The sequence below is a fragment of the Oceanobacter sp. 4_MG-2023 genome (assembly GCF_030689165.1).
Taxonomy (GTDB): domain Bacteria; phylum Pseudomonadota; class Gammaproteobacteria; order Pseudomonadales; family Oceanobacteraceae; genus Oceanobacter.
The window spans coordinates 1-24,015 of record NZ_JAUYVV010000023.1 but is presented as its reverse complement, the minus strand read 5'-3'; the positions used below and the strand labels follow the sequence as shown (position 1 = coordinate 24,015).

The 24,015-nt window shown below is 52.7% G+C and carries 20 protein-coding genes, 1 tRNA gene and 1 pseudogene; 11 read left to right on the top strand and 11 right to left on the bottom strand.

What is annotated here, in order from left to right; translation table 11 throughout:
• Positions 1–6: 6 nt before the first annotated feature.
• Complete coding sequence (gene rplS, locus Q8W24_RS14020) at positions 7–360, top strand: 50S ribosomal protein L19 (protein ID WP_303432423.1); 354 nt, start codon at positions 7–9, stop codon at positions 358–360.
• Between the two features lie 148 nt (positions 361–508).
• Positions 509–1,378, top strand: coding sequence for a DsbC family protein (locus Q8W24_RS14015; RefSeq protein WP_303432421.1), 870 nt, complete (start codon positions 509–511; stop codon positions 1,376–1,378).
• A 1,134-nt stretch (positions 1,379–2,512) separates the two neighbouring features.
• On the opposite strand, the gene truC is transcribed toward Q8W24_RS14015, so the two are convergent.
• Positions 2,513–3,283: a tRNA pseudouridine(65) synthase TruC gene (gene truC / locus Q8W24_RS14010; RefSeq protein ID WP_305475720.1), complete on the bottom strand. Its 771-nt coding sequence runs from the start codon at positions 3,281–3,283 to the stop codon at positions 2,513–2,515.
• A 266-nt stretch (positions 3,284–3,549) separates the two neighbouring features.
• Here truC and Q8W24_RS14005 point away from each other — a divergent pair, with 266 nt between their 5' ends.
• Positions 3,550–5,145: a cation:proton antiporter family protein gene (locus Q8W24_RS14005; protein ID WP_305452443.1), complete on the top strand. Its 1,596-nt coding sequence runs from the start codon at positions 3,550–3,552 to the stop codon at positions 5,143–5,145.
• Here the strand turns inward: Q8W24_RS14005 and Q8W24_RS14000 are convergent.
• The gene (locus Q8W24_RS14000) at positions 5,097–5,675 is read right to left on the bottom strand and encodes a TIGR00730 family Rossman fold protein (RefSeq protein WP_305452444.1); all 579 of its coding nucleotides are present in this window, start codon (positions 5,673–5,675) and stop codon (positions 5,097–5,099) included. The two genes, Q8W24_RS14005 and Q8W24_RS14000, sit on opposite strands and share 49 nt — an antisense overlap.
• Before the next feature lie 160 nt (positions 5,676–5,835).
• A complete protein-coding gene (locus Q8W24_RS13995; protein WP_305415237.1) occupies positions 5,836–7,215 on the bottom strand; it encodes a PhoH family protein in 1,380 nt (459 codons plus the stop codon).
• Between the two features lie 618 nt (positions 7,216–7,833).
• Here Q8W24_RS13995 and trxB point away from each other — a divergent pair.
• A complete protein-coding gene (trxB, locus tag Q8W24_RS13990; protein ID WP_303432412.1) occupies positions 7,834–8,796 on the top strand; it encodes a thioredoxin-disulfide reductase in 963 nt (320 codons plus the stop codon).
• A 289-nt stretch (positions 8,797–9,085) separates the two neighbouring features.
• Entirely contained in the window at positions 9,086–12,205 is a 3,120-nt protein-coding gene (locus Q8W24_RS13985; RefSeq protein ID WP_305475717.1) for an EAL domain-containing protein, read from the top strand.
• Between the two features lie 222 nt (positions 12,206–12,427).
• Here the strand turns inward: Q8W24_RS13985 and Q8W24_RS13980 are convergent, their stop codons facing one another.
• From Q8W24_RS13980 to Q8W24_RS13960, 5 genes are all read right to left on the bottom strand, one after another.
• Entirely contained in the window at positions 12,428–13,300 is an 873-nt protein-coding gene (locus Q8W24_RS13980) for an energy transducer TonB (protein ID WP_305475715.1), read from the bottom strand.
• Entirely contained in the window at positions 13,297–13,719 is a 423-nt protein-coding gene (locus Q8W24_RS13975; RefSeq protein ID WP_303432405.1) for a biopolymer transporter ExbD, read from the bottom strand. Before Q8W24_RS13975 ends, Q8W24_RS13980 begins: the two co-directional genes overlap by 4 nt.
• Before the next feature lie 6 nt (positions 13,720–13,725).
• Entirely contained in the window at positions 13,726–14,178 is a 453-nt protein-coding gene (locus tag Q8W24_RS13970; protein WP_303432404.1) for a biopolymer transporter ExbD, read from the bottom strand.
• Complete coding sequence (locus Q8W24_RS13965) at positions 14,175–14,855, bottom strand: MotA/TolQ/ExbB proton channel family protein (RefSeq protein ID WP_303432402.1); 681 nt, start codon at positions 14,853–14,855, stop codon at positions 14,175–14,177. Before Q8W24_RS13965 ends, Q8W24_RS13970 begins: the two co-directional genes overlap by 4 nt.
• Positions 14,856–15,159: 304 nt before the next feature.
• Positions 15,160–15,846, bottom strand: coding sequence for a hypothetical protein (locus Q8W24_RS13960; protein WP_305475713.1), 687 nt, complete (start codon positions 15,844–15,846; stop codon positions 15,160–15,162).
• A gap of 170 nt (positions 15,847–16,016) precedes the next feature.
• Here Q8W24_RS13960 and Q8W24_RS13955 point away from each other — a divergent pair, with 170 nt between their 5' ends.
• The 4 genes from Q8W24_RS13955 (at position 16,017) to Q8W24_RS13940 (ending at position 19,302) form a co-directional block, all read left to right on the top strand.
• The gene (locus Q8W24_RS13955) at positions 16,017–17,528 is read left to right on the top strand and encodes a PLP-dependent aminotransferase family protein (protein WP_305475711.1); all 1,512 of its coding nucleotides are present in this window, start codon (positions 16,017–16,019) and stop codon (positions 17,526–17,528) included.
• A 182-nt stretch (positions 17,529–17,710) separates the two neighbouring features.
• Positions 17,711–18,166: a hypothetical protein gene (locus Q8W24_RS13950; RefSeq protein ID WP_305475709.1), complete on the top strand. Its 456-nt coding sequence runs from the start codon at positions 17,711–17,713 to the stop codon at positions 18,164–18,166.
• Positions 18,167–18,306: 140 nt separating this feature from the next.
• Positions 18,307–18,924 carry a helix-turn-helix domain-containing protein gene (locus Q8W24_RS13945; protein WP_305475708.1) on the top strand — a complete coding sequence of 206 codons (618 nt, stop codon included), beginning with the start codon at positions 18,307–18,309 and terminating at the stop codon, positions 18,922–18,924.
• Between the two features lie 153 nt (positions 18,925–19,077).
• Entirely contained in the window at positions 19,078–19,302 is a 225-nt protein-coding gene (locus Q8W24_RS13940) for a hypothetical protein (protein WP_305475707.1), read from the top strand.
• A 306-nt stretch (positions 19,303–19,608) separates the two neighbouring features.
• Here Q8W24_RS13940 and Q8W24_RS13935 read toward each other — a convergent pair.
• From Q8W24_RS13935 to Q8W24_RS13925, 3 genes are all read right to left on the bottom strand, one after another.
• Positions 19,609–19,684: transfer RNA gene (locus Q8W24_RS13935), tRNA-Arg, on the bottom strand.
• A gap of 57 nt (positions 19,685–19,741) precedes the next feature.
• Entirely contained in the window at positions 19,742–21,205 is a 1,464-nt protein-coding gene (locus Q8W24_RS13930; RefSeq protein ID WP_305475706.1) for a heavy metal sensor histidine kinase, read from the bottom strand.
• Positions 21,198–21,878, bottom strand: a complete 681-nt coding sequence (locus Q8W24_RS13925; RefSeq protein WP_305415247.1) for a heavy metal response regulator transcription factor — start codon at positions 21,876–21,878, stop codon at positions 21,198–21,200. The genes Q8W24_RS13930 and Q8W24_RS13925 overlap by 8 nt, the downstream gene beginning before the upstream one ends.
• A gap of 150 nt (positions 21,879–22,028) precedes the next feature.
• Between Q8W24_RS13925 and Q8W24_RS13920 the strand changes: the two genes are divergently transcribed.
• Positions 22,029–23,735, top strand: a complete 1,707-nt coding sequence (locus tag Q8W24_RS13920) for a copper resistance system multicopper oxidase (RefSeq protein ID WP_305475704.1) — start codon at positions 22,029–22,031, stop codon at positions 23,733–23,735.
• Positions 23,732–24,015 (top strand): annotated as a pseudogene (locus Q8W24_RS13915) (hypothetical protein); the annotation flags it as partial. The gene Q8W24_RS13920 and the pseudogene Q8W24_RS13915, both read left to right, overlap by 4 nt.

The window sequence follows — 24,015 nt, the reverse complement described above, 5'->3', positions numbered from 1 at the left end:
CATACAATGAGCAACAAGAACCCAATCATTCAGCAGATTGAGAACGCCCAGCTGAAAGAATCCGTTCCTGAATTCGGCCCAGGTGACACTGTGGTTGTACAGGTTAAGGTAAAAGAAGGTACCCGTGAGCGTCTGCAGGCGTTTGAAGGTGTAGTGATTGGCAAGCGTAACCGCGGCCTGAACTCTGCTTTCACCGTCCGTAAAATCTCTCACGGTGTTGGCGTAGAACGTACTTTCCAGACTCACAGCCCACAGATTGACAGCATGGCTGTCAAACGTCGTGGTGATGTGCGTCAGGCGAAACTGTACTACCTGCGTGAACGTAGCGGTAAATCTGCACGTATCAAAGAGAAGGTATAACCTTCTTGTTTGGAAAGAACGGGCCTTGTGCCCGTTTTTTTATGGCTGTAAAACAGTATTGGCAAGATCGCTATGAATTGGTTGGAACCAATGACCCTCTCCGGCTTCAAAACCGAAATTTATTCCTGACAACAGGGTGTAGGACACAATGAAGAAATTATTGTTGTCGTTTTTGGTGGTTGGTCTGACCGCCTGTAACGATTCGGATGCAGCAGAACCGACTCAGGCTGCTGCCGCGGCAATCCGGACACTGGCAGAATCCCATTTACAACAGGTGTATGGGCCACAGGTAAAAGTGGAAGGTACCAGTCTGATTGCCAATAACCAGATTCTGGAAGTGATTCTGGAAGGTGGCCCGGCACTGTATATGACGCCGGATGCCAGCCATCTTATCTATCGTGATGAACTGATTGCCATTGATGGCCCACACGCGGTCAATGTGACGCAAGAGCGTATGAACCCGCGTCGTGCCGAAAGCATGGCAACCATTGCCGATACCGATACCGTCCTGTTCCCGGCCAAAGGCAAACAAAAAGCGCTGATCAACGTTTTCACTGATATTGACTGCGGTTATTGCCAGAAGCTGCACAAGGAAATTCCGCGTATTAATGAACTGGGCATTACCGTGCGTTACCTGGCGTACCCTCGTTCCGGTATTCAGGATCCCAATACTGGCCAGCTGACCCAGTCATTCCAGAAAATTAACTACGTCTGGTGTCAGGATGATCGCAAGACAGCCATGACCGATATGAAAAATGCCCAGAGTGAACTGAACTCGCTGAGTCGGCAGTTGCGTGCAGGGGATGCTGCCGTGCAGAAGCGCGTAAATGAATTACAGCAGACACTGGTTGCCAATATGCAGGCAAGTACAGCATGTAATGAGCCGATTGCAGAGCAGTACCTGATGGGGCGACAACTGGGTGTGAATGGCACCCCAGCCATTATTGTTGACGATGGCCGTCTGTTCCCTGGCTATATGCCAGCAGACCAACTGGCAGAAGCACTGGGCGTACTCTAGGCTTCACTGACCAGCCTTGATACCCGGATCGATAGACGCTGTATTCTGCAGCGTTTGTTGTCCGGGTTTTTATTATCCCGCCAACAGTGAAGCCAATGTTGGCGGCGCATGTCTGCTTCACAATTCTTATAGCCGCTGCTTATATCCATGATATTTTTTACTGCCGAGGCTTGACTGTTACCGAATCAAAGCTTTGTCTGTGTCTGTGGGTAACATGTCTTTCTTGCTGGTTAAAAAATGAACAAATTAGCGGGACCGTTGCCCTGACTGGCTCTGCAGCGCTTTTAAAGATGATATTCACACAATTATCCACAGAAACTGTGGATGAAGTGGCAGTGGGCTAAATCGACAGCCTGATGACGTCAAGTGTATTTTCAAATAATTGGTACAGAATCAGCAGAGAATACCGTCGCTGTTCGCACTGGCTTGATGAATTACTCACATAGACCATCATGGTCGTCATGGACAGTTTTTGGATGCAGTACTTGACAAGCACTCGGAGTCGGCACCTAAGACCTTGAAAAGCAAGTATTTTTTATAAGCTGAAAAAGATGTGCCTTGGTACTCCAAAAATGGCAGCTGTCAATTTCAAATTCCAGAAAATTATCCCCATAATTATCCACAGACTTGTTCCCGGTTTTTGATCGGGTATTTTGAAATTAACCAAGGAATGACAGCTTGCAAGTCTTGACAGTGATTTTTTTTAAAAATGACACGTCAATATTTTCTAACAGGCGTTATTCACATAGTCATAAAACCGTCATTTCCATCATCGATAAAAGTCAACAAGTGTCTTCAAAAAAACCGATATATTGCTATCTTATTGAAATATAAGAGTTTTTGTTTTTGGTTCAAAACCGAACAATTTAAGGAAAAGCCAGTATTGGTGCGGCTTGCAGGTACTTTTAAAGAAATTGTCCTCAGATTTATCCACAGATTCTGTGGGTAACCGGTCGTCAAGGCAAATTATCGGTTATTTTTACCATTCAGGAAAAAAAATGGCCTGACAACACGCCTTCAAAGGTCATCGCCAGTGGATAATAGGCTTGATCTGAGGTTGTTTTCTGCAAGGCTGTGCACAACTTCTGATTCAGGCAAAAATGTGCACAACTTTGGGGAGTAGGATGCAGAATCTCAGACCGATGTCCGCTCCTTGTTATCCTCAGGTAAGGTTGCGGCGAGCAACTCCGGTAGCTGTGCTTGCCACTGGAAGCGCTGCACCAGTGACCACCAGACGTTATCCAACGGAGCAGTAAACACCAGTGGCTGTTGCGTGACAGGGTGTGTCATATGGAGTTGCCAGGCATGGAGCAACAAGCGTCCGGCATTGAGATGGTCACGAAAGTAGCGACTGTGACGCCCCTTGCCATAACGGGCATCACAAATAATAGGGTGGCTCAGATGTTTCAGGTGACGGCGAATCTGATGCTTGCGCCCGGTTTTCGGCATGGCTTCAACCAGTGAGTAACGGGATTGCGGATACTTGTCGATCTCGACATCCAGCTCGATGGTGGCCAATAAACGGAAGTCGGTAATGGCTTCTTGTGGTGGTTTGATTACTGGCTGTTTGGCGTATTTATCAATCGGCGGACTCATGGCGTAGTCGATGTGTACATACTCGGGCATATAACCACGCACAATCGCCAGGTAGCGTTTATCGATCACACGTTCCCGCCATTGATCAGCAATTTGGCTGGCTATCTCACTGGAAAGTGCAAACACCAGAACCCCGGACGTTGGTTTGTCCAGCCGATGCACCGGATAAACCCGCTGACCTAGCTGGTTGCGCAGTAGCTGCAAGACAAAACGGGTTTCGTGGCGGTCAATATCACTGCGATGTACCAGCAAGCCACTGGGTTTGTTAATGGCCACCAAATGGTCATCAAGATAAAGAATATCGAGCAAAATAATCGTTTAACCTCTGGCATCGGATTAAGCAGGTGGGTGGTGTTGGACTGTAGCGGAATCGGAATCGACCGGCTACTGGCGCCGAAAGCTGGCGCTGCGCCAGGTCAGTACACCATTTGTACCTGCTGGAATAGGGAACAACCCTGTTATTGTCAGACGATTTGGGGTTTTGCTGATGGCCCGGTGGCGAAATAAAGTGCTTCGGCTGGTATTCTTGCCACTGGCAGCAGTTGTGCTTTGCTGGAGCATTTAAAGGAGCAAGAATGGATTTTGTCTGGATTCTGGTGGCATTTTTATGTGGCTTTGTCGTCAAGCAGGTAGGCATGCCACCATTGGTAGGGTATTTGTTGGCCGGGTTTGGGTTGAATGCCGTGGGTATGGAACCGGATTCGGTCTTGAACCGGCTAGCGGATCTGGGCATTACCCTGATGCTGTTTACCATTGGCCTGAAGCTGAACGTCAAGGCGTTGTTAAAAACCGAAGTATGGGCAACCAGTGTGCTGCATACCAGTCTCTGGACGTTACTGCTGGTGGGGGTGGTGTCTTTGCTGGGATGGCTGGGTATCAGCCATTATCTGGAAATCCCCTGGCAGACTCAGGCGTTGATCGGTTTTGCCCTGAGTTTTTCTTCGACCGTTTGTGTTATCAAGATGCTGGAAGAAGCCTCTGAGCTGAAAGCCCGCCATGGCAAGATTGTGGTCGGGATTCTGGTCATTCAGGATATTGTTGCGGTTATTTTCCTGGTGGCCTCAACTGGCAAGATTCCATCGATCATGGCGTTTGGTTTGCTGGGCTTATGGCTGCTGAAACCCATGCTGCATCGTCTGGTCAGCCGGGTTGGTCACGATGAGTTATTGCCTTTGCTGGGCTTCTTTCTGGCGTTGGGGGGATCGGAGCTGTTCTCGCTGGTGCATATGAAAGGTGATCTGGGGGCTTTGTTGATCGGTGTGCTGTTGGCTTCTCACAGCAAGTCGGTTGAAATCTACAAGGCATTGATGGGGTTCAAGGATCTATTCCTGATCGGGTTCTTTCTGTCGATCGGCTTTACTGCCTTGCCAACCCTAGATATGGCCTTGCCGGTGCTGCTGTTAACCTCATTGTTGATCGTGAAGTTCGGTCTGTTTTTTGTCTTGATGCTGAAATTCAAGATTTCAGGACGGACGTCATATCTGAGTGCTCTGGCGTTAACCAACTTCAGCGAGTTCGGACTGATTGTCGCGCACCTGAGCGTGGACAATGGCTGGTTGAGTAACGACTGGCTGGTGATTCTGGCGGTTTCCATGTCGCTATCGTTTGTACTCAGTACTGCCGTGTATCGCCGCGCCCACCATATTTATGCGCGGCGCAAGGAACAGATCAACCGTTATGAGCGCCCGGGAGCGCACTCAACCTACGAAACGCCGGTACAGGCCGAGGTGCTTATTCTGGGCATGGGCCGGGTTGGCAAGGGCGCTTACCGTGCGATGGAAGCTGAGTATGGCAACCGTATCTGTGGGGTGGAGTCTGACCCTGAACGTATCGCCTATCTGAAAAGTAAAGGCCTGAACGTGGTGGTCGGAGATGCGGACGATATGGAGTTCTGGGAAAGTATTGGCGCTGCTCGTAACGATATCCGTCTGGTGATGATGGCGTTACCGGCACAACTGGAAATGAAGAGCACGCTGGAGATGCTGCGCCTGTCCGGTTATACCGGCAAGATTTCTGCCGTGGCCCGTTACGACGATGAATGCCAGGAGCTGATCGACTTGGGAGTGGATGTCGTCTTTAACTACTATCTGGAAGTCGGTGCCGGTTTTGCGGCAGAAAGCCGTCATTTACTGGAAGAACCCGCTTCCGAGCCGGAACCCGCCAACGCATAGTGCTCAAGCTGTTGCAGCAAGAGGGCTGGTTCGCTGGCCCGCAACAGTTCTCCGCTTTGATGGGCAAATCCTTGCTGGCGAATATGCGTCAGCAAGTCAAAAAACGGCTGCCAGAACTGGTCAACATCAAAACAGGCACAAGGCTTGTTGTGATCACCGATGTTGGCCCAACACCAGACTTCGACCAATTCATCCAGGGTGCCGATACCACCGGGTAAAGCCACAAAGGCATCGGCCAGATCGGCCATCAGTGCCTTACGTTCGTGCATGCTGTGTACGTGGTGTATTTGTGTCAGACCGGTGTGGATTTTTTCCTGTTGCCCGAGTACCCCAGGCATAACACCAATCACTTCCCCACCGGCTGCCAGCGCCGCATTGGCGACTATTCCCATCAGCCCTGATTGACTGCCACCATAGACAATGCCAATGCCTTGCTGGGCGAGAAAAGTGGCTAATGTTGTTGCGGCAGCGGCATAGGCCGGGTCATTCCCCAGGCGGGAACCACAATAAATAGCAACACGTTTGATCATCTTGATATCCGGTAAAAAAATTCGGCTACAGCATACGTTTCTGACGCTGGCTGTCATCTGCTTATCGCTGGGCAGCGGCCATCGACAGCCTGAAAAACCGTTTGGTACATGCGGGCTTATCAGCCCGCTGTCCTGCTGTATATGACGGTGGAAAGACCCATCAGAGATGGGTTTCTGCATATTCCGCCAGAGGCGAACGCGGCGACCCTTGCAGATGAATGGTACCGCCCTGGTCAAAGGCCTTGAAGCGCTCTATCAGATAGGTCAAGCCAGAACTGACAGGGGTCAGGTATGGCGTGTCGATCTGGGCGAGATTACCCAGACAGACCACCTTGCTGCCGGAACCTGCGCGGGTAATGATGGTTTTCATTTGGTGAGGGGTCAGGTTCTGGCATTCATCGATCAGGATCAGGCTGTGCTGGAAGCTGCGGCCACGAATATAATTCAGCGATTTGAACTGCAACGGTACTTTTTGCAAAATATAATCGACGCTGCTGGTGGCGTGCTCATCTTCGTAATGCAGGGCTTCAAGGTTATCGGTGATGGCGCCGAGCCATGGCTCCATTTTTTCCGCCTCGGTGCCGGGCAAATAACCAATATCCTCGTCCAGACCTCGGGTGCTGCGGGTGGCGATAATCCGGCGAAACTGCTGGGTGGCGACGGTCATTTCAATGGCGGCGGCCAGTGCCAGAATGGTTTTGCCGGAACCGGCCTGACCACTGAGCGTTACCAGCGAGACCGACGGATCGAGCAACAGATGTAATGCCAGCGCCTGGGGCAGGTCCCGTGGACGCAGTCCCCAGGCTACCTGAGACATCAGTTGCTCCACCGGCAAGTCGTGCAATACCGCCATGTCGTTGTCCAGATCCACCACCTTGCCGACAAAGCCGCTTTCATCAAGGATAAAATGATTGAGATACAGTTCGTCAGGCAAATGGCCTCGCGGAATACGGTGGAAAGTCCCGGTGGCATCATGGAAGCTGTTGACCTGGGTCTGGCTGTCCCAGAATGAATCGGCATAGGTGTGGTAGCCGGTTTCCAGCAGCGACACATCCGACAGCATCTGGTCGTTCTGATAGTCCTGTGCACCGATACCACAGCCCCGTGCCTTGAGGCGCATATTGATGTCTTTGGTGATCAGAATAATGTCGCGGTGGGGAGATTTTTCCTGCAGAGCGATCAGGCCATTGATGATTTTGTTGTCGTTCATCTCCCGGGATAAGGGCGCGTGACGGCTATCAAAGGTATCCAGCAGAATGGAAAACGAACCGAGTGACTTGCCATCGGCCCGCTTTATCGGTACTCCTTTGGCAATCTCGGTCGGGCTGGCTTTGCCAATAATACGATCAATTTGTCGTATCGCTTCCCGGCAATCGGTGGCGATGGCAGCTTTGCCCATTTTCAGCTTGTCGAGTTCTTCCAGTACCGTCATGGGAATAACGACCTGGTGTTCTTCAAATTGATGAATGGCACTGGGGTCGTGAATCAGCACGTTGGTATCCAGAACATACAGCTTGGTAGCAGTTTTGCGCGCGGCCATAAAAACACTCTCCTGGTTTCAGGTTCAGAGAAGCAAGCGGTGAGTCTGTGGTGATGCGTTCCGGGGATTGGCCGGATGGACAAGGTGACGTGGCAGATGACGTCGGAGGTAATGGATAAGTGGTCGGGGTAGCGAATGCAGCCGTATCATCAACACCGGCTGGCAGGGAAAACAAACAGTACGATTCCTGATGGTGATACGGAGCCGCAGATATAGACAGATCGACTGGCAATGTGTCCCTCCCTCTGTGAGTAGTGCAATTACTATGGCCTTTGCTGTTGATCTTGCCAAGCCCCGGAAGCCAAATCTGTGGATCATGGCCACCTTGTCACTTTGGCTGATCAGGCGTTACCGGGGCAGCTGATGGCAGGAAAATAGCGCAAGTGAAACGCATCAAGGCTGGTCGAGACCATAACCGTTAATGGTTACGGGCAAGGTTTTGGGGCGGGAAAAAATATTTGATTGAGAAAAGCGCCCTGTAATTGGCAAATACTATTGAACCGCCGCCTTGGCAACCGATAAGCTTGCCCCCATTACCAAGTACCATGTGTCTGTATTCCGATTTATCGCCGGACGATGTAGACATCGTCGGCGGGTTTCCCTTCTGGAGATTTTTGTATGAGCTCGTCACGCCACGTAAAACTGTTAATCCTAGGTTCTGGCCCTGCTGGTTATACCGCCGCGGTATATGCTGCGCGCGCCAATCTGAACCCGGTAATGATTACCGGCATGCAAATGGGAGGGCAGCTGACCACCACCACTGAGGTTGATAATTGGCCGGGTGATACTGCCGGAGTGCAAGGGCCGGAGCTGATGGAGCGCATGAAAGCCCATGCCGAGCGTTTTGATACCGAAATTGTTTTTGACCAGATTCACACGGTCAAACTGGATCAACGTCCGTTTGTACTGCAGGGTGATAGCGGTGAATACACATGTGATGCTCTGATTATCGCCACCGGTGCCAGCGCCCGTTACCTTGGTCTGGAAAGCGAAGAAGCCTTCAAGGGCAAGGGTGTATCGGCTTGTGCCACCTGCGACGGATTTTTCTATCGCAAAAAACCGGTAGCGGTGATTGGTGGTGGTAATACTGCTGTTGAGGAAGCCTTGTACCTTGCCAATATCGCCTCTGAGGTCATTGTTGTTCACCGTCGTGACAGCTTCAGTTCAGAAAAAATCCTCGCCGACAAGCTGCTCGACAAAGCCGCTAACGGCAATGTCACCATTCACTGGAACAGCGAGCTGGATGAAGTCCTGGGTGATGATATGGGCGTCACCGGTATGCGTATCAAACATCGTGATACCGATGCAAAGACCGATATTGCCCTGGATGGTATCTTTATTGCCATTGGCCATTCACCCAACACCGGTATTTTTGAAGGCCAGCTGGATATGGAAGGCGGCTACCTGAAAGTTCAGACTGGCAGCCATGGTAATGCCACTCAAACCAGCGTAGAGGGCGTGTTTGCCGCCGGTGATGTATCGGATCACATTTATCGCCAAGCCATTACCTCTGCTGGGACCGGCTGCATGGCGGCACTGGATGCCGAACGTTATCTGGATAATCTGGCCAGCGCCAAGTAAAACGATCAACCCGTTCTGTGATTCGGCCAGTGAGGCCAATATCCTGAACGGGTGCCATTTTCTGCCAACGGGTACTGCTTCCAGTAATTATTACTATTCTTTATTGGTAGCTGCGTTGATAAACTCTAAAAGCGAACAGTCGGTAGCGGAGCATGGCCGCTGAGAAATATTGTAGCCCCTGACTGATTGATTATATTCTGTACATTTCCTGTGCGAACGTTATACAGTTGTTGTACGGAAATATAATAATATGTCTGCACACGCGTGGACGTTCAGGGAGTAAAAGCAGATGGTCCGTAAACATGTTTTTCTGTCGCTGCTACTGGTTTCCGTGGTGACGGCTTTCACCGGATGGGGGATTACCTCCATCTGGAACGAGCGGATTGTTTACGACAAGCAACGCCATGAAGAACGGCAGGTGCAGCTGGTCAGTTCACAGCTGTCCGGATATATGGCCAACACCGGCGATTTGTTACGTTCTCTGGCACAGGAGCCAGCCCTGAAGGCCGCCTTGGCGCAAGAGGATGCCAACACCCGGATGTCAGACATTCTGTTTGGCGTCGCCAACCGACACATCTCTTATTATCAGGCCCGATGGATAGATGAAAAGGGTATTGAACGGGTGCGCTTGCAGCGCTTTGGCCGCAGTATCCAGCATGTTCCCGCCGCCAAGTTGCAAGACAAATCAAATCGTTACTACTTCCAGGATGCCATCAAGGTATCGGCTGGCAGTGTGTATTTTTCCCCTATCGATCTGAACGTGGAGTACGGCGAAGTCGAACGGCCGTTCCGGCCCATGATCCGGGCCGCCATTCGGGTATTTGATAGCACAGGCAAAGATCGTGGCATTGTGATCATTAATGACAGCCTGACCCCGATGTTTGAATGGTTGGAACACAGTACCGCCCACAACTCATTGTTAATGGCCAATCGTAACGGCGACTGGCTAAAAGGCTTCAACCCCCAGGATGAATGGGGCTTTATGTTTGGCAACCCCAAACGCATCCGGGACAGTTCGGAGGCCGCCTGGCGCGCCATGGAGCAGCAAGTATCCGGTACCCTGGTGGAGCCTGAAGGCATCTGGATTTGGGATGTCGCCGATATCGGTGAGCGGCAATGGGGTGATTCGGACGCGATGGATTATCGCCATGCCCCCAAACTGATATTGGTCAGTTTTATTTCCAGTGAAGAGCAGGCACAACTGGTCAGTAACGAGAGCCTCTATGTCTGGATTGGATGTATCTCGGTCGGGATAGTGATCTGGGATCTGTTGCTGGCCTTTATGTATTTTCGTCATCGCCATGCCAATGTCGCTCTGCAGCTACAGGAGTCGGAGCGCCTGCGTGATATGTCAGCCGATCTCACCCACGCACGTGCCCAGGCACAGAATCTGGTTAATGGTAATGTCAACGGCATCCTGATTGTGGATGGTAACGGCCTGATTCTGATGACCAACCCGGCTCTGGATGAGCTGTTTGGATACCATAAAGGGGAGCTGCTTGGTCAACCGATGGAAATCCTGGCACCGGACAACGAGATGCTGTTTTATCCGGACCCATCCACGGCGGATATCGGCCAGTCCGGGCGTCGAACAATGGCCAAGAACAAGCATATCCACGGCAAGCATCGTGATGGCCATCTGATTGACGTGGAGATCAGCCTTAGCCCGGTAGAGTCTGATGATGGCATCCGGGTATCCGCGACGGTTGTCGACATCACTGATCGTCTGGAAAAGGAAAAACGGCTGCGTCACTACGCCAGTGCTTTCCGGGAAGCGGGAGAAGCCATGGTAATCACCGATGCCCACTGGAAAGTGGAACACGTCAATGGCATGTTTACCCGCTTGTGCGGGCTGTCGGAAGAGAAGGTTACCGGTGCCACCCCGGATATCTTTTTACTGGAGCGAATGGAGCCTGGCGGCCTGTCATTACAGCAATACGTCGAAGATGCCGATCATTGGGGAGGAGAGTGGCAAGCCTTGACCCTGTCGGGAGCGCTGTGTCCGGTTCGGTTGTCGATCAGCAGTGTGCGTGATATCAGAGGGCGTCGAAGCCACTATGTATTTTCTTTTGCTGATATCAGCGAAATTCGTGATGCCTATGTCCAGCTGGAGCATCAAGCTTACCATGATGCCCTGACCGGCTTGCCCAATCGGGTGATGTTGCAGGAATCGATCGATGCCGCCATCAGCCGCGCCAAACGGCACCGGGAAAAATTTGCCCTGCTGTTTATTGATCTCGACAATTTCAAATACATCAATGATGGCCTGGGGCACCGGGCCGGTGATCAATTACTGAAGCAAGTCGCGGATGCCTTGAAAGAAGAGTTACGGGGTGAAGACGTGGTGGCTCGCCTGGGTGGCGATGAATTTGTTGTGTTGCTGGAAGGTATTGGTCAGGCCGATGCCGCCCGGGCAGTATTGAGCAAGCTGACCCGACGTTTGTCGTCGGCTTTTGTGATCGAAAATGATTCCGTGCGAGTGACTGCCAGCATCGGTATCTGTATTTATCCGGATGATGGCTGTGATGCGGCAACACTGTTGCGCAAGAGTGATATGGCCATGTATCAAGCCAAGGAGTCTGGCAAAAACCGTTGTTTCTTCTTTAACGAAGATACCGATTCGATGTCGCGGGATATTCTGAAAACCGAATATCAGTTGCATCGGGCTATCCAGGAAAACGAGCTGAAGCTTGTCTATCAGCCGCAGGTGGATACCAGAACGGGTCAACTGCAGGGCGTAGAAGCGCTGGTCCGCTGGCAGCATCCTGAGCGTGGTGAAATCTCACCTGAAGAATTTTTACCCGTCGCCGAAAAAATGGGCCTGATGGCCGAGCTGGAAAACTGGGTTGTGCGCACCGCCAGCCAACAAGCCATGGACTGGAACAACTCCGGGGTTATTTACGGCAAGATGGCCATCAACCTGTCTGGTGGTTTTCTCAAACGCCCGGAATTTGCGACCGACGTTATGGCCATGATCGAAGAAAGCGGCTGTACCGCGAGTAATATCGAGCTGGAAATCACCGAAGGATTTATCCTGCACGGCGCTACCCAGGTGATTCGGCAGCTGCACCGGTTGAAAGAAAATGGCTATAGCCTGGCAATGGATGATTTTGGTACGGGTTATTCCTCGTTGTCGTATTTGCGCAAGCTTCCTATTGATAAGCTCAAGATCGACAAGCAGTTTATCAAGGATATTGTGGATGATGATGGCAGCCAGAAAATTGTCTCTGCCGTGATCGCGATGGCCAAAAGCCTTGGTATGACCGTAACTGCCGAAGGTGTAGAAACCCGAATGCAGGCGGAAATCCTGCGCTTCAAGGAGTGCGATCAGTTGCAGGGGTTCTTGTTTGAACGCCCCATGCCCGCCAAAGAGCTCGAACGCTTGCATCCGCCAACTGGCACCGGATAAGCATAACGGATATGAAACCGGGCCAACGGACACGGACAGAGCCGGTTTTAAAGATTCAATCAACAGGGATAGGGATGGAGCCGATTAACGACACGGACGGAGTCGGTTTTAAAGATTCAATCAACAGGGATGGAGCCAGACCAATAGACACAGAAGGTGGTATTGGTCACGGCAAGCAATGATTCAAACGGACACAACCGTCCGTTATTCTGAATCCGATCATTACCGGTAGGAGTTAATCAGCGAATAGTCGACTGGAATTACCAGCGGCAAGGTGCTTCTTTCCGGGTAAAAATCATCCGGGATGCCGGGTAATGGATTTGCTCGCGACAGCATTGCCAAAGCGGCCTTATCCAGGGCTGGATAACCTGACGACTCATAAATTCCAGAGCTGATTACCTGACCGTTACGATCGATCGTAAACTGCAACTTGACGACACCTTCCTGTTTCCGCCTTTTGGCAACCTTGGGATATTTCTGGAAACGGTTAAGCCAACGCTGAATACTGGCAATATAGTTTTGTGCCTGGCCTGGTGTGCCCCCGGCGTGCTGTTGGTTGGAGTGGCCGGTTGCTTCTGCTGACGTGGTATCCGAGTTGTTTTCCTTATTCTGCGAGTGTGCTGCTGCAGAAGGTGGCTGAGTGCTCGGCTCTGATTCGGTTTCTTCTTGCTCGGCTTCCTGCTCCGGTACTTCTTCCTGCTCCGGTTCAACTTCTGGCTCTGGTTCCGGCTCGACTTCCGGTTCCGGTGTCAGCTCTTCCTGAGGTGCGACCTTGAACGTCGGAACCTCAGGTTCCGGCGCAGGTTCTGGCACCTTGATCACTTCTGGTTTCGGCTTGGGTTTTGGCTTCGGCTTGGGCTTGGGTTTTGGCTTCGGAGGTACTACCGGTTCTGGTTCTGGTTGCACCAGCCGCTCTGTGGCATTGGCGTAGCTGCCCAGCATACCCATATTGACATCGATACCGGATTCACCGCTCGACATGGCGTCGCCTTCGGCAACGGCCGGCGTGTAAAACAGCAACATATAAACAGCCGAGGCATGCAAAGTAGCGGCGACGGTTAATGCGCCCAGCCAGTGTTTTCGCGTCAGACTCATGAGTTTCCTTCCGGTGCTTCAGCGTACAGGCGTACCGACTGGAATGAGTACTGGCGCAGCACCGCCATCGCTTGCTCCAGGGAGGCAGCTGTCGCTCGTTGATCGGCAAAAATCCCGACCGATATGGCGGCATGATCACTCAGAGCCTGTAGTCGGGTCGCCAGCTCTTCTGGTGTGCAAGGCGTACCATCCAGAGTCAAGGTTCCTTGTTGCGCCACTTCAAGCCGCATCTCTGAGTGGGCATCTTCTTCGTTCAGCAAGGCTTTGGGCAGTATCAGGTCGGCATTAGGCATGGCTTTGATTTGCCCGGCGACCATAAAAAAAATCAGCAATAAAAACACAATATTGATTAATGGAATCATATTGTCATCGCTATTTCGTGCCTTGCGGGCAGGAAGCAGAGTTGTATTTTGTAGCATGGGGCCTTACTCCGGAGGCAGGTCTGAGTGACTGCTGGCAGCTGCCGCGTCGGTTTCATCGCCAGGTAATGTTTGCCCGAGTGTGACCGCAGGCAGATCCAGAGCGGACAAGGTGGTCATCACTTCTACAATACGCTGTACCTGAATATCAGCCTCTGGCAGCACAACCAGGCTGTTGCTGTGGTTCACCTGCTCCAGTGCTTGCTCCAGCGCGGTAAAGCGGGTGGGCTTGTCTTGCGCCAGCGTAACGGCACCATCCTGATGAAGTACCAGTAACTGGGGGAGTTCTTCCGTTTCGGCCGGTTCGCTACTGGCTGACTGTGATGCCAGTGGCATCGTCAGCCACTGGGTAAAACTGGATGTCAGCATAAAAAACATCAGCAGAATAAACACCACATCAATCAGCGCAGTCAGGCTGATGGGGCGAGCCCGGCGTGGCGTGATGGCCAGACTGCTCATGCGCGTTGGGCCGCCAGTTCATAAGAAGCCGGTGCGGTATCGGCATCCAGCTTCTGGGTGGCATGCAAGAAGAACAGACGGTCGATCACATCTTGCAGTTCACCGGTTTGCAGCTCTGATTTACGTTCCAGCGCGCTGTGGATCATGGAGACCGGAATCGCAACGGCCAAACCGCCAGCAGTGGTGAGCAGGGCCTGCCAGATACCACCAGACAGGACGGCAGGATCAACCTTGGAGCCGGCCGCTTCCATAGCCTGAAACGCTTCGATCATGCCCAGTACCGTACCAAACAGGCCGAGCAGCGGTGCGATATTGGCGATCACTTCCAAAGGCCGCAGGCCTTGTGTCAGCTTGCCGACTTCAATTCGGGCCAGACGCAGGGTTTCTTCACGCAGTGCCGCTTCAGGTAATGAGGGGGTTTTTCTCAGCTCAAGAAATTTGCCAATCAGCGCCAGACTGGGGGCCGGGTGATTGCGGGTCGCCAGCAAGGCCTGTGACTGCTCTCCGTTGGCCAGGTGGTTCAGCGCCTCATTAACCCGACTCTTGGAGCCTGAGCGGTGACGGAAAAATTGCCATAATTTGGCCAGAATCAGCGTGCTGGCCACAAAAGAAAGCACCAGCAAAATAGCATTGACTGGCCCTCCTAATGAATGAATAAAAGTCTGCAGTTGATCCATGATTACAATTCCTGAAGGTGTTTACATCTTTATGCTAATATTAATGATAATGACTATCAAATGTTTTTGGCTTTTATGTTGGGATTTTCGAATGGTTCTGTGACCAAAGGATTGATGTGAATCAAAAACGGTAAAGATCAAAAAACAGACAGCAGAGGATCCCGTCATGTTGATAACCAAGTGGCCAAAGACGGGGACACAGAGGAATTGCAGGGAGGAGTTGCAGAAAGGAGTACAGAGAGAGGGGACAGGAGCCAACCAGAGAGATATGAGTGGGCAGCAGCATTGGCTGCTGCCCGGCCGGTTATGAACGATATACCGGCTTGTCGGTCCTGAGCAGCACGGCCCAGAGCCACCAGTAGCCTGCTCCCAGCACCACCACTCCGAACAGTCCGGCGGGAGATGCCATCAGAGGCAGTGACGATGCCAACGGCTGCTCCAACGCCTGGCTCAGGCATAATGCTGACAAGGGTAAGCACAACAGCATATTCCAGGCAATCAGAGTGGCTGGGCGATCAAACAACAGCAGCTGTGAACACAGGGTATACAGAACACTGCCCGCCAGAATAACCAGTAACAGCCAACCAAAGGTGACGCTGGTTATCAGCTGGAGCAGTAATACCGGCAGCAACCAGCCCAGTAATATGGAAGTCAGTCCCAGCCATGGCCAGTTGGCCGCTGCCGGTAATGGCAGTCGTAGTAACAGCACCTGCAACAGCGCCAGAGTACCCAGCAAGGTACTGGCCCCCAAAGCCACTGATTCTGCCGACAACAGGGTCAGAGCCAATCGGACACCCACCCACATCATGCCCGCGGCTGCCACCAGAGTTACGTATTGGATCGCTTTGGGATGTGCGCCAATATGGCCTGCTACTACAGATCGAGCAGACAGCTTCCAGGACACGGAAGGCAACAAGAGCGATTCGGAACGATGTGACAAGAACAGAGCCATAAACACCTCGGCAGAGTGGGTGAAGAACCTGCTCATCATGCCGTAGTCTGGTAGGGAGGATTAGCGTCACAACGGTAATGAACAACCAGTACAGATAACCTGTACAGTTAACTGAACTGGTCAATTTAGAGTGAACTGTACTGGTCGTTAACTCGACAGTACCGCTATGCTGGTTGTGATTGATGCGCAACACAACATCAGGAGTCGATATGCTCGAACGCACCTTGGACAAGCCTCTTTATCAGCAGCTGGCCGATGCCCTCAGTAACGATATTCGCAGCGGGATATATCCGGTGGGACACAAGGTGCCCAGTGTGCGCAAGATGAGTGGTTTGCGGGGTGTCAGTATATCCACCGTGAGCCAGGCTTATGGCTGGCTGGAAGACCAGGGCTGGTTATTGGCCCGTCCCCAGTCCGGTTATTATGTCCGCTCCAGCCATGCTGGCATGGATCAGGTCAATGTGATCCGGATGCCGGTCTCATCGCCAGAAGCAATACCATCGGCCGTGACCAAGTCGGAGCTGATCAGTGATGTACTGGATCAACTGAATCACCCCGGCCGGATCAATCTGGGTGCTACTATTCCGCACGCTTCACTGATGCCTCAGCGCCAGTTGCAGCAACATATTCAAAAAGTCAGCCGTTACCAGTTAAGCGAGGTATTGGCCTACCAGTTTTCACCTGGTCATATTGGCCTGCGCCAACAATTGGCGATTCGGATGCGGGATGCCAGTGTCTTCTGCGACGCCGATGACATCGTGATCAGCCATGGCTGTGTGGATGCACTGACACTGTGTTTGCGAGCCAGCACGCACCCAGGGGATCTGATTGCGGTCGAGTCCCCTTGTTATTACGGCTTTTTACAGCTGGCAGAACTGCTGGGCCTCAAAGTACTGGAAATCCCCACCGACCCGGCTACCGGCGTCAGCCTGGAAGCACTGGAACTGGCATTGAGCCAATGGCCAATCAAGCTGCTCTTGCTCACCGCACGGTTCTCCAATCCACATGGTGCGGTGATGCCTGTGGCACGACAAAAACAGCTGGTGGCGATGGCGCGTCGCTATGATATCGATTTGCTGGAAGACGATATTTACGGCGAACTGTCTCACCTCACACAATCCGCCAGTCACAAACATGGTAGTGGTCAGGTTACTGCCATCACCGGCCTGGACGGTGCCTGTACTGCCCTCAAGGCCTGGGATACCGATGGCCGGGTAATGTACTGCTCTTCGTTTTCAAAAACCTTGTCGGCAGGGCTGAGAATCGGCTGGTGTATACCGGGCCGTCATTTTGATGGCGTTGTCAGACAACAGATATTCACTACTTTTTCTGCGTGTAGCCTCTCACAAGAGACGATCCACTCTTACTTGCAACAAGGACACTACGACCGGCATCTACGGAAATTACGGCAAACCATCAGCAGCAACCGGGTGCGGTTCCAGAATGCGCTACAGCAGTTTTTTCCACCCCAGACCCTGATCTCCCAGCCGCTGGGAGGTTATTGCCTTTGGATACAGCTACCTGATGGCGTTTCGTCCGGGTTGTTGTTTCACCTTGCTCGTGAACAGTCCATCAGCATTGTGCCCGGTAGCCTGTTTTCCAACAGTGAGCGGTTTGAACAATACCTGCGTCTGAATATTGCCCGGCCATGGGACGATACCGTTATTCAGGCTCTCGAAACCCTGGGACGGCTGGTGACCCAGCTGATGCAAAAGGTATAAAACCGCAGGCCGGTTGGCGGGAGTACCAACCGGGTTGTCCTGCGCGGAGAAACAAACCGGTAATGGTTTACAAAAACCATCGATAATGGCTTGGGATGTTGTCTTAACACTTGTACAAAAAACGCTAATTCCTTTACATTATTTATCATAGAGTAAAGAAACCTGGTTTTAGTGGAGGGCTGATGATGGCGGCTGTAGCGCCCGACCACGCGACTCTGTACCGGCTGGCACAACAGTTTCGGCGTGCAATAGAAGCAGTGCCCCGCGAAGAATTTATTGGTCTGGTATTTCGGGACTTTCCGGCAGGTTGTTGTGGTGATACTTCCAATGTCCTGGCTACCTACCTGTTTGAACAAACCGGCGTGATTGCCGACTACTGCTCCGGTCGGGCAGGAGGTCGAGACCACGAAATCTACTCCCACGCCTGGCTCAGAATCAACGACCTGATTGTCGACATCACCGCCGACCAGTTCCGGGATCGCGGCTATGCGCTGGACCCGGTTTACGTTGGCCCCTCAACCGACTGGTACAACAGCTTTGACATCACCATCGAAGCCGATGCCCGTCATACCTCCATCAAGGACGTGAACTGGCTGGATATCGCCTGGCAGCGGATTATGGGGGAATTACATCCATAACAGGGTGTTGGCCGCTAGCCGGTACTCACGTTTGCTGGGTGGCTTTATCTGTACCCGTGGGGATCTATCCGTGCCCGTATAGGGTCCGGTTCCACTCGTTGTGTCTTGTTGCAGTGGTCAGCCAATCCCGGACAGTATTTATGGGCCTGGTGAATCTGGCAGATGGCCGGTATCAGTCGTTTTTGGTTGAGCTTGATGTCACTCGACAGGTACCGCCGAACCTGGCCGGAGTCTACTCACGTATTCTTCAGCAGCTGACCCTGCCGACTGCCGAAGACGGCGAACAGGCCAAGGACTCCAGCCGGGTACTGGCGCAGGCGTTGGCCAATTATTCCGCTGATGACCGGGTACGTATGACTATTCAGGGCAACTCTGGCAGCAGCAACGAACTGGTGCTACCGGGTGACATTATGAACCTGATGCTCACTGTGTTGACTCAGGTTTCCCAAGGCAATGCCATCAGTCTGGTTCCGATTCATCAGGAAATCAGTACCCAGCAAGCGGCTGAATTATTGAGTGTCAGTCGTTCGCATCTGGTGAAGTTACTGGAACAGGGAGACATCCCATATCGCAAGGTGGGCAGCCATCGTCGGGTAAAACTGACTGATGTAATGGATTACCGAAAGCAGGTTGATGAAGCCCGTGGTAGGCTTTGGATGAATTGTCGGCGCTCTCTCAAGATGCTGGAATGGATTTCTGATGAGCCAGTTTCGCGTCGTTCTGGACGCCTGTGTCCTGTATCCACAAGGACTGCGTGATTTGCTGATGAGTTTGGCGGCTAAACGTATTTTCAAGGCACATTGGAGTGAGCAGATTCATGATGAATGGATTCGTAATCTTCATGAAAACTCGGGAATGCCAATGGCCCAATTGCAGAGGATTCGTGAGATCAATATACGGACGACGCCCTTGTGATGGAGTATGAATCGCTGATTACTGGCCTGAACCTCCCTGACCCTGATGACTTTATTGCGTATCAGGTTGATATGGCGCCCGCTGCTGTTTGCTCAGCTGTTAAGAAAATGCGCCAGCGCCTGAAAAACCCACCCTATACCGCCTCTGAATATCTGGTTGCCATCAAGCCCAGATTACCCAATACCGCGTCAATGATGATGGAATATCAGAGTCTGATCTGATCAAACAAAAAGTAAGATCAAGGTAGCTCTATTTCTACACCCTTGGTAATTATAAAGCAGTACACATAGGTCTGAAGCGGTGAGCGCGGGCCAGCGGGTGATGCCAGCAGACGGAAACCAACCAAACCAGCACTGGCGCGGGTTGGCGGCGGAAAATGCTCATTGCACGACAGCGCGGGAAAGTGCGAAAACAGCCGCCACGGTTTGACACCGTTTTGACACTATGAGCGGTTTTGACACCGCATTGACACCGCTATGATTCTGGAGCGAATCGGCCACAAAGCCTTGAATTTACTGGGTTTTTGATGGTCTCCCCACGAGGACTCGAACCTCGATCATCCGCTTAGGAGGCGGAAGCTCTATCCTGTTGAGCTATGAGGAGACAGGGGCGCGTATGGTACTGGATTCCGGCGTGCGGGAAAACCTTTGCAGTGGCTGATTACCGGTTTGCAGGTATTTCCAGGTAGAAGCAGGTGTTGCCATGGCTGGAGTGTACGCCAATGGTACCTTTGTGCAGGTTGATGATGGAGTGGGTGATGGCCAATCCCAGTCCAGTGCTGTCGGGGTTGCTGTCGGGGTGTTTCTGGCGTGCGGTGTCGGCGCGATAGAAGCGGTCGAACAGGTGAGGCAGGTGCTTTGCCGGTATGTCTGGGCCAGGGTTGTGGATCTCGAGACGGGCGTATGGCTGGCCTTGTATTCGGGTTTGGCTGAGTTGTACGGCGACGCTGTGCCCTGGTGCGGTATGGCGTATGGCGTTGGAGAGCAGGTTGCTGATGGCACGGCGTATCATGTTGCGGTCGCCGGTCAGTTGCGGTGACTCTGAGTGGTTGAAGGTGAGTTTTACCTGTCGTTCGTCGGCCCAGGCCTCAAAAAAATCCATCAACTCGTGCAGGTCTTCTTGCAGGTTGATGGGTTCCGGGTGGATGCCTTGCAGGCCATTATCGGCTTTGGCAAGCCAGAGCATATCGGCGACCATGCGGGCCAGTCGTTCTTCTTCTTCAAGGCTGGAATACAGCAGCTCGCGGTAGGCATTGAGATCACGGGGTTGCCCGAGCATGACCTGGGTTTGGGTGATCAGGTTGGTGAGCGGGGTACGCAGTTCGTGGGCAATATCGGCGGAAAAATTGGACAGCCGTTCGAAGCCGGTTTCCAGCCGCGATAGCATGTCGTTAAACGCTTGTATTAGTGGCACCAGTTCGGAGGGGGCCTGGTTGGGGTCTAGGCGGTTGTTCAGCTGTTCGGAGTCGATGCGGGCAATGCGCTGACTGATCTGGCGCAGAGGGGCATGGCCCTGATGAATACTGAACCAGACAGCCAGCAGCGTCAGCAGGCCGATGCCCAGCACTATGGCCCACAGGGTGTTGCGGAAGTCATCAAGAAAACGCAGGTGAAAACGCATATCAGTTGCCAGCATCAAGAGCCAGGTGGCGTCGTCGGAAGTGGCGGGTAACGTTAAGTGAACCAATACCCCACGGTACGGACGAGCTCCTTGTTGCCAGTTAGTCAGTGTCTTGGCGTTAATGTGGGTAACACTGGGTTGTTGTAAAAGGGTGTCGCTGACACTGGCATTACCACTGTGATAGCGCGTTGTCAGTGGTTGCGAGGGTCGTTCTACAAGCAGTTGGAGCGAGATGCCATGATAGCTGTGGCTGATTTGTTCCAGCAGGTGCTGAACATGAGCGGGCAGTGGTTGTCCTGCCTGGACTTCGGCCCGGTCGGGGCTGGTATCGAACACCTGTTGTATGGCGGCGGCTGCCTGGGCCAGCTCCTGGCTGTCTTGTTCGGCAAAGTGGCTGCGAATGGAATTCTGCACCATGCTGACCAGCAAAATCAGCCCGGCGCTGATCACCACTGCGGTCAGTAGTGTGACTCGCCACTGCAGCGATAATGGCCGTTTAATCATGTTGTTCATCGTCCAGACGATAGCCCATGCCCCGAACGGTATGAATCAGTCGTTGTTCGAACGGGTCGTCGATTTTACGGCGCAGGCGGCGAATGGCGACGTCGATGACGTTGGTATCACTGTCAAAATTCATATCCCATACCTGAGAGGCAATCAGCGAGCGCGTCAGCACTTCTCCCTGGCGGCTGACCAACAGTTCCAGTAGGGCAAATTCGCGGTTGGTGAGAGGGATTTTCTGGTGACTCCGGACGGCGATGCGTTTCTGGGTATCGAGGGTCAGATCGGCGACGGCCAACGTCTCTTGTACCGGGCGTAACCCGCGCCGCAGCAGAGTACGTACTCGGGCCAGCAATTCGGCAAAGGCAAAAGGTTTGACCAGGTAGTCGTCGGCGCCCAGTTCCAGTCCTTTGACACGGTCTTCGATGCGGTCGCGGGCGCTGAGAAACAGAATCGGCGTCTGGTTGCCGGATTCTCGCAACGACTGGCAAATCTTCCAGCCGCTGACGTCCGGTAGCATCACATCCAGCAGCAATAAATCGAATGCTTCTGTCATGGCGAGGTGGTGGCCGTCGAGGCCGTTGCGCGCCAGCACAACATTAAAACCGGCTTCGGTCAGGCCTTGATGGAGGTAGTCGCCGATTTTGGTTTCGTCTTCAACAATGAGTAGGCGCATGGGGTGCTCTCTGGAATCTACCGGCAGTGTACAAAAAACTGCCGGATAGACACATGACCAGAACATGACGGTTTTGTCATGTTCGGGTCATCCGGGGGTCAGCTGTGGCTGGTTACTCTGTACAAAATGGAAGAGTGCAGAGGTAGAGTGATGAAAATTCTGACTCCCACTGGCATTGCGGCCAGCGGGTTATCACGGCGACGGTTTGTGCAAGGGTTAGCAACTGGCGTCGCCTTGGCTGGCATGGGCAATGCTCGGGCGGGATCTTTGCCTGCCAGCAACAATCCACAAGTGCAGGTACTGACCGGCACTCAGTTTGATCTGGTGGTGAGTGAACTGGCGGTTAATTTTACCGGCAGTCGCGGCAAGGCCACGGCTATTAATGGTTCGGTTCCAGCGCCGACACTGGTGTGGCAAGAAGGCGAAACGGTCACCATCCGGGTGCGTAACGACTTGGCGGTGAGCACCTCGATTCATTGGCACGGCATTATTCTGCCGTATCAGATGGATGGTGTGCCGGGTATCAGCTTTGCGGGGATTGCGCCGGGAGAGACCTTTGTTTATCAGTTCCAGGTACAACAGAGCGGCACGTACTGGTATCACTCGCACTCCGGCTTTCAGGAATTAACCGGGATGTACGGCGCAATTATTGTGCGCCCGAAAGCGTCAGACCCGGTCTACTACGACCGTGATATGGCGGTGGTGCTGTCGGACTGGACTGACGAAAACCCGATGGATGTGTTCGCCAAGCTGAAAAACCAGTCGGATTATTACAACTACAGTCAGCCCACCGGGCCAGATTTTGTTCGCGACGCCAAGCGTTATGGTCTCAGCGAAGCCTTTGCCATGCGCAAAATGTGGAACGACATGCGTATGAGCCCGACCGACCTGGCCGATACCTCTGGCGCAACCTTTACGTACCTGATGAACGGCGCAGCGCCAGCGGGTAATTGGACCGGTGTGTTCAAGCCCGGTGAACGAGTACGCCTGCGGTTTATCAATGGCTCCAGCAATACCTTTTACGATGTTCGTATTCCCGGTTTGAAGCTCACGGTCGTACAGGCGGATGGACAGGATCTGGAGCCGGTAACGGTGGACGAATTCCGTTTTGGGCCGGGTGAAACCTACGATGTCATCGTACATCCAGCTGATGAGCCCTACACGATATTTGCCCAGAATATGGGTCGCTCCGGCTATGCTCGTGGCACCTTGTCCCCGGCATTTGGGCTCACGACAGCTGTGCCGGTGATGGATAAGCCTGAGTGGTTAACCATGGCGGACATGATGGGGGATATGTCAGGTGGCATGAATCTCGGGGCGATGGCAGCACCAGCTGCCAAGGTGCATCACGCCAGCAGTGAATATGGTCCGCAGGTGGATATGCGTGTCGATACACCGCGCACTAATCTGGATGACCCCGGTATTGGCTTGCGTAACAACGGCCGTCGCGTGTTAACTCTGGCAGACTTTCACACGTTAGGTGGTGCCATGGACAGGCGCGATCCTGAGCGCGAAATCGAACTGCATCTGACCGGCAATATGGAACGCTACAGCTGGTCGTTTGATGGGATCGAGTTTGGACAGTCGACTCCGGTGCATTTTCGTTATGGCGAGCGAGTGCGGGTGACACTGCATAACGACACCATGATGACTCATCCAATGCATTTGCATGGAGTCTGGAGCGAGCTGGAAAACCACCGTGGCGAGTTTCAGGCCCGCTTGCACACCATTCCGGTACAACCGTCCCAGCGTATCAGCTTTCAGGTAACGGCTGATGCTATTGGCCGCTGGGCCTGGCATTGCCACCTGATGTTCCATATGGATGCGGGGATGTTCCGCGAAGTGGTGATTGCATGAAAACCAGGATCACAAACAAACCGATGGTACAGGCCTGCTGGCTTGCAGGATGGCTGCTGGCTCCGATGACGTGGGCAGAAACCCATACCATGATGTCGGGTATGGAATGCCAGGAGAGTGATGCCCATTGTGCTCACCACCAAGGTACTGACCATAGCCAGATGAATCATGGCGAGATGAATCATGGCGAGATGAACCATGGCGAGATGAATCATGGTGAGATGAATCATGGTGAGATGAATCATGGTGAGATGAATCATGGTGAGATGAATCATGGTGA

Excerpts from the sequence above, each read along its gene's own strand:
- Q8W24_RS14005 (WP_305452443.1), top strand. The coding sequence starts at position 3,550 with ATGGATTTTGTCTGGATTCTGGTGGCATTTTTATGTGGCTTTGTCGTC.
- Q8W24_RS13950 (WP_305475709.1), top strand. The coding sequence starts at position 17,711 with ATGATGGCGGCTGTAGCGCCCGACCACGCGACTCTGTACCGGCTGGCA.
- Q8W24_RS14015 (WP_303432421.1), top strand. The coding sequence starts at position 509 with ATGAAGAAATTATTGTTGTCGTTTTTGGTGGTTGGTCTGACCGCCTGT.
- Q8W24_RS13995 (WP_305415237.1), bottom strand. The coding sequence starts at position 7,215 with ATGGCCGCGCGCAAAACTGCTACCAAGCTGTATGTTCTGGATACCAAC.
- Q8W24_RS13925 (WP_305415247.1), bottom strand. The coding sequence starts at position 21,878 with ATGCGCCTACTCATTGTTGAAGACGAAACCAAAATCGGCGACTACCTC.
- Q8W24_RS13970 (WP_303432404.1), bottom strand. The coding sequence starts at position 14,178 with ATGAGCAGTCTGGCCATCACGCCACGCCGGGCTCGCCCCATCAGCCTG.
- Q8W24_RS13980 (WP_305475715.1), bottom strand. The coding sequence starts at position 13,300 with ATGAGTCTGACGCGAAAACACTGGCTGGGCGCATTAACCGTCGCCGCT.
- Q8W24_RS13920 (WP_305475704.1), top strand. The coding sequence starts at position 22,029 with ATGAAAATTCTGACTCCCACTGGCATTGCGGCCAGCGGGTTATCACGG.
- Q8W24_RS13955 (WP_305475711.1), top strand. The coding sequence starts at position 16,017 with ATGCTCGAACGCACCTTGGACAAGCCTCTTTATCAGCAGCTGGCCGAT.
- rplS (WP_303432423.1), top strand. The coding sequence starts at position 7 with ATGAGCAACAAGAACCCAATCATTCAGCAGATTGAGAACGCCCAGCTG.
- Q8W24_RS13975 (WP_303432405.1), bottom strand. The coding sequence starts at position 13,719 with ATGCTACAAAATACAACTCTGCTTCCTGCCCGCAAGGCACGAAATAGC.
- Q8W24_RS14000 (WP_305452444.1), bottom strand. The coding sequence starts at position 5,675 with ATGATCAAACGTGTTGCTATTTATTGTGGTTCCCGCCTGGGGAATGAC.
- Q8W24_RS13985 (WP_305475717.1), top strand. The coding sequence starts at position 9,086 with ATGGTCCGTAAACATGTTTTTCTGTCGCTGCTACTGGTTTCCGTGGTG.
- trxB (WP_303432412.1), top strand. The coding sequence starts at position 7,834 with ATGAGCTCGTCACGCCACGTAAAACTGTTAATCCTAGGTTCTGGCCCT.
- Q8W24_RS13930 (WP_305475706.1), bottom strand. The coding sequence starts at position 21,205 with ATGATTAAACGGCCATTATCGCTGCAGTGGCGAGTCACACTACTGACC.
- Q8W24_RS13965 (WP_303432402.1), bottom strand. The coding sequence starts at position 14,855 with ATGGATCAACTGCAGACTTTTATTCATTCATTAGGAGGGCCAGTCAAT.
- Q8W24_RS13960 (WP_305475713.1), bottom strand. The coding sequence starts at position 15,846 with ATGATGAGCAGGTTCTTCACCCACTCTGCCGAGGTGTTTATGGCTCTG.
- Q8W24_RS13945 (WP_305475708.1), top strand. The coding sequence starts at position 18,307 with ATGGGCCTGGTGAATCTGGCAGATGGCCGGTATCAGTCGTTTTTGGTT.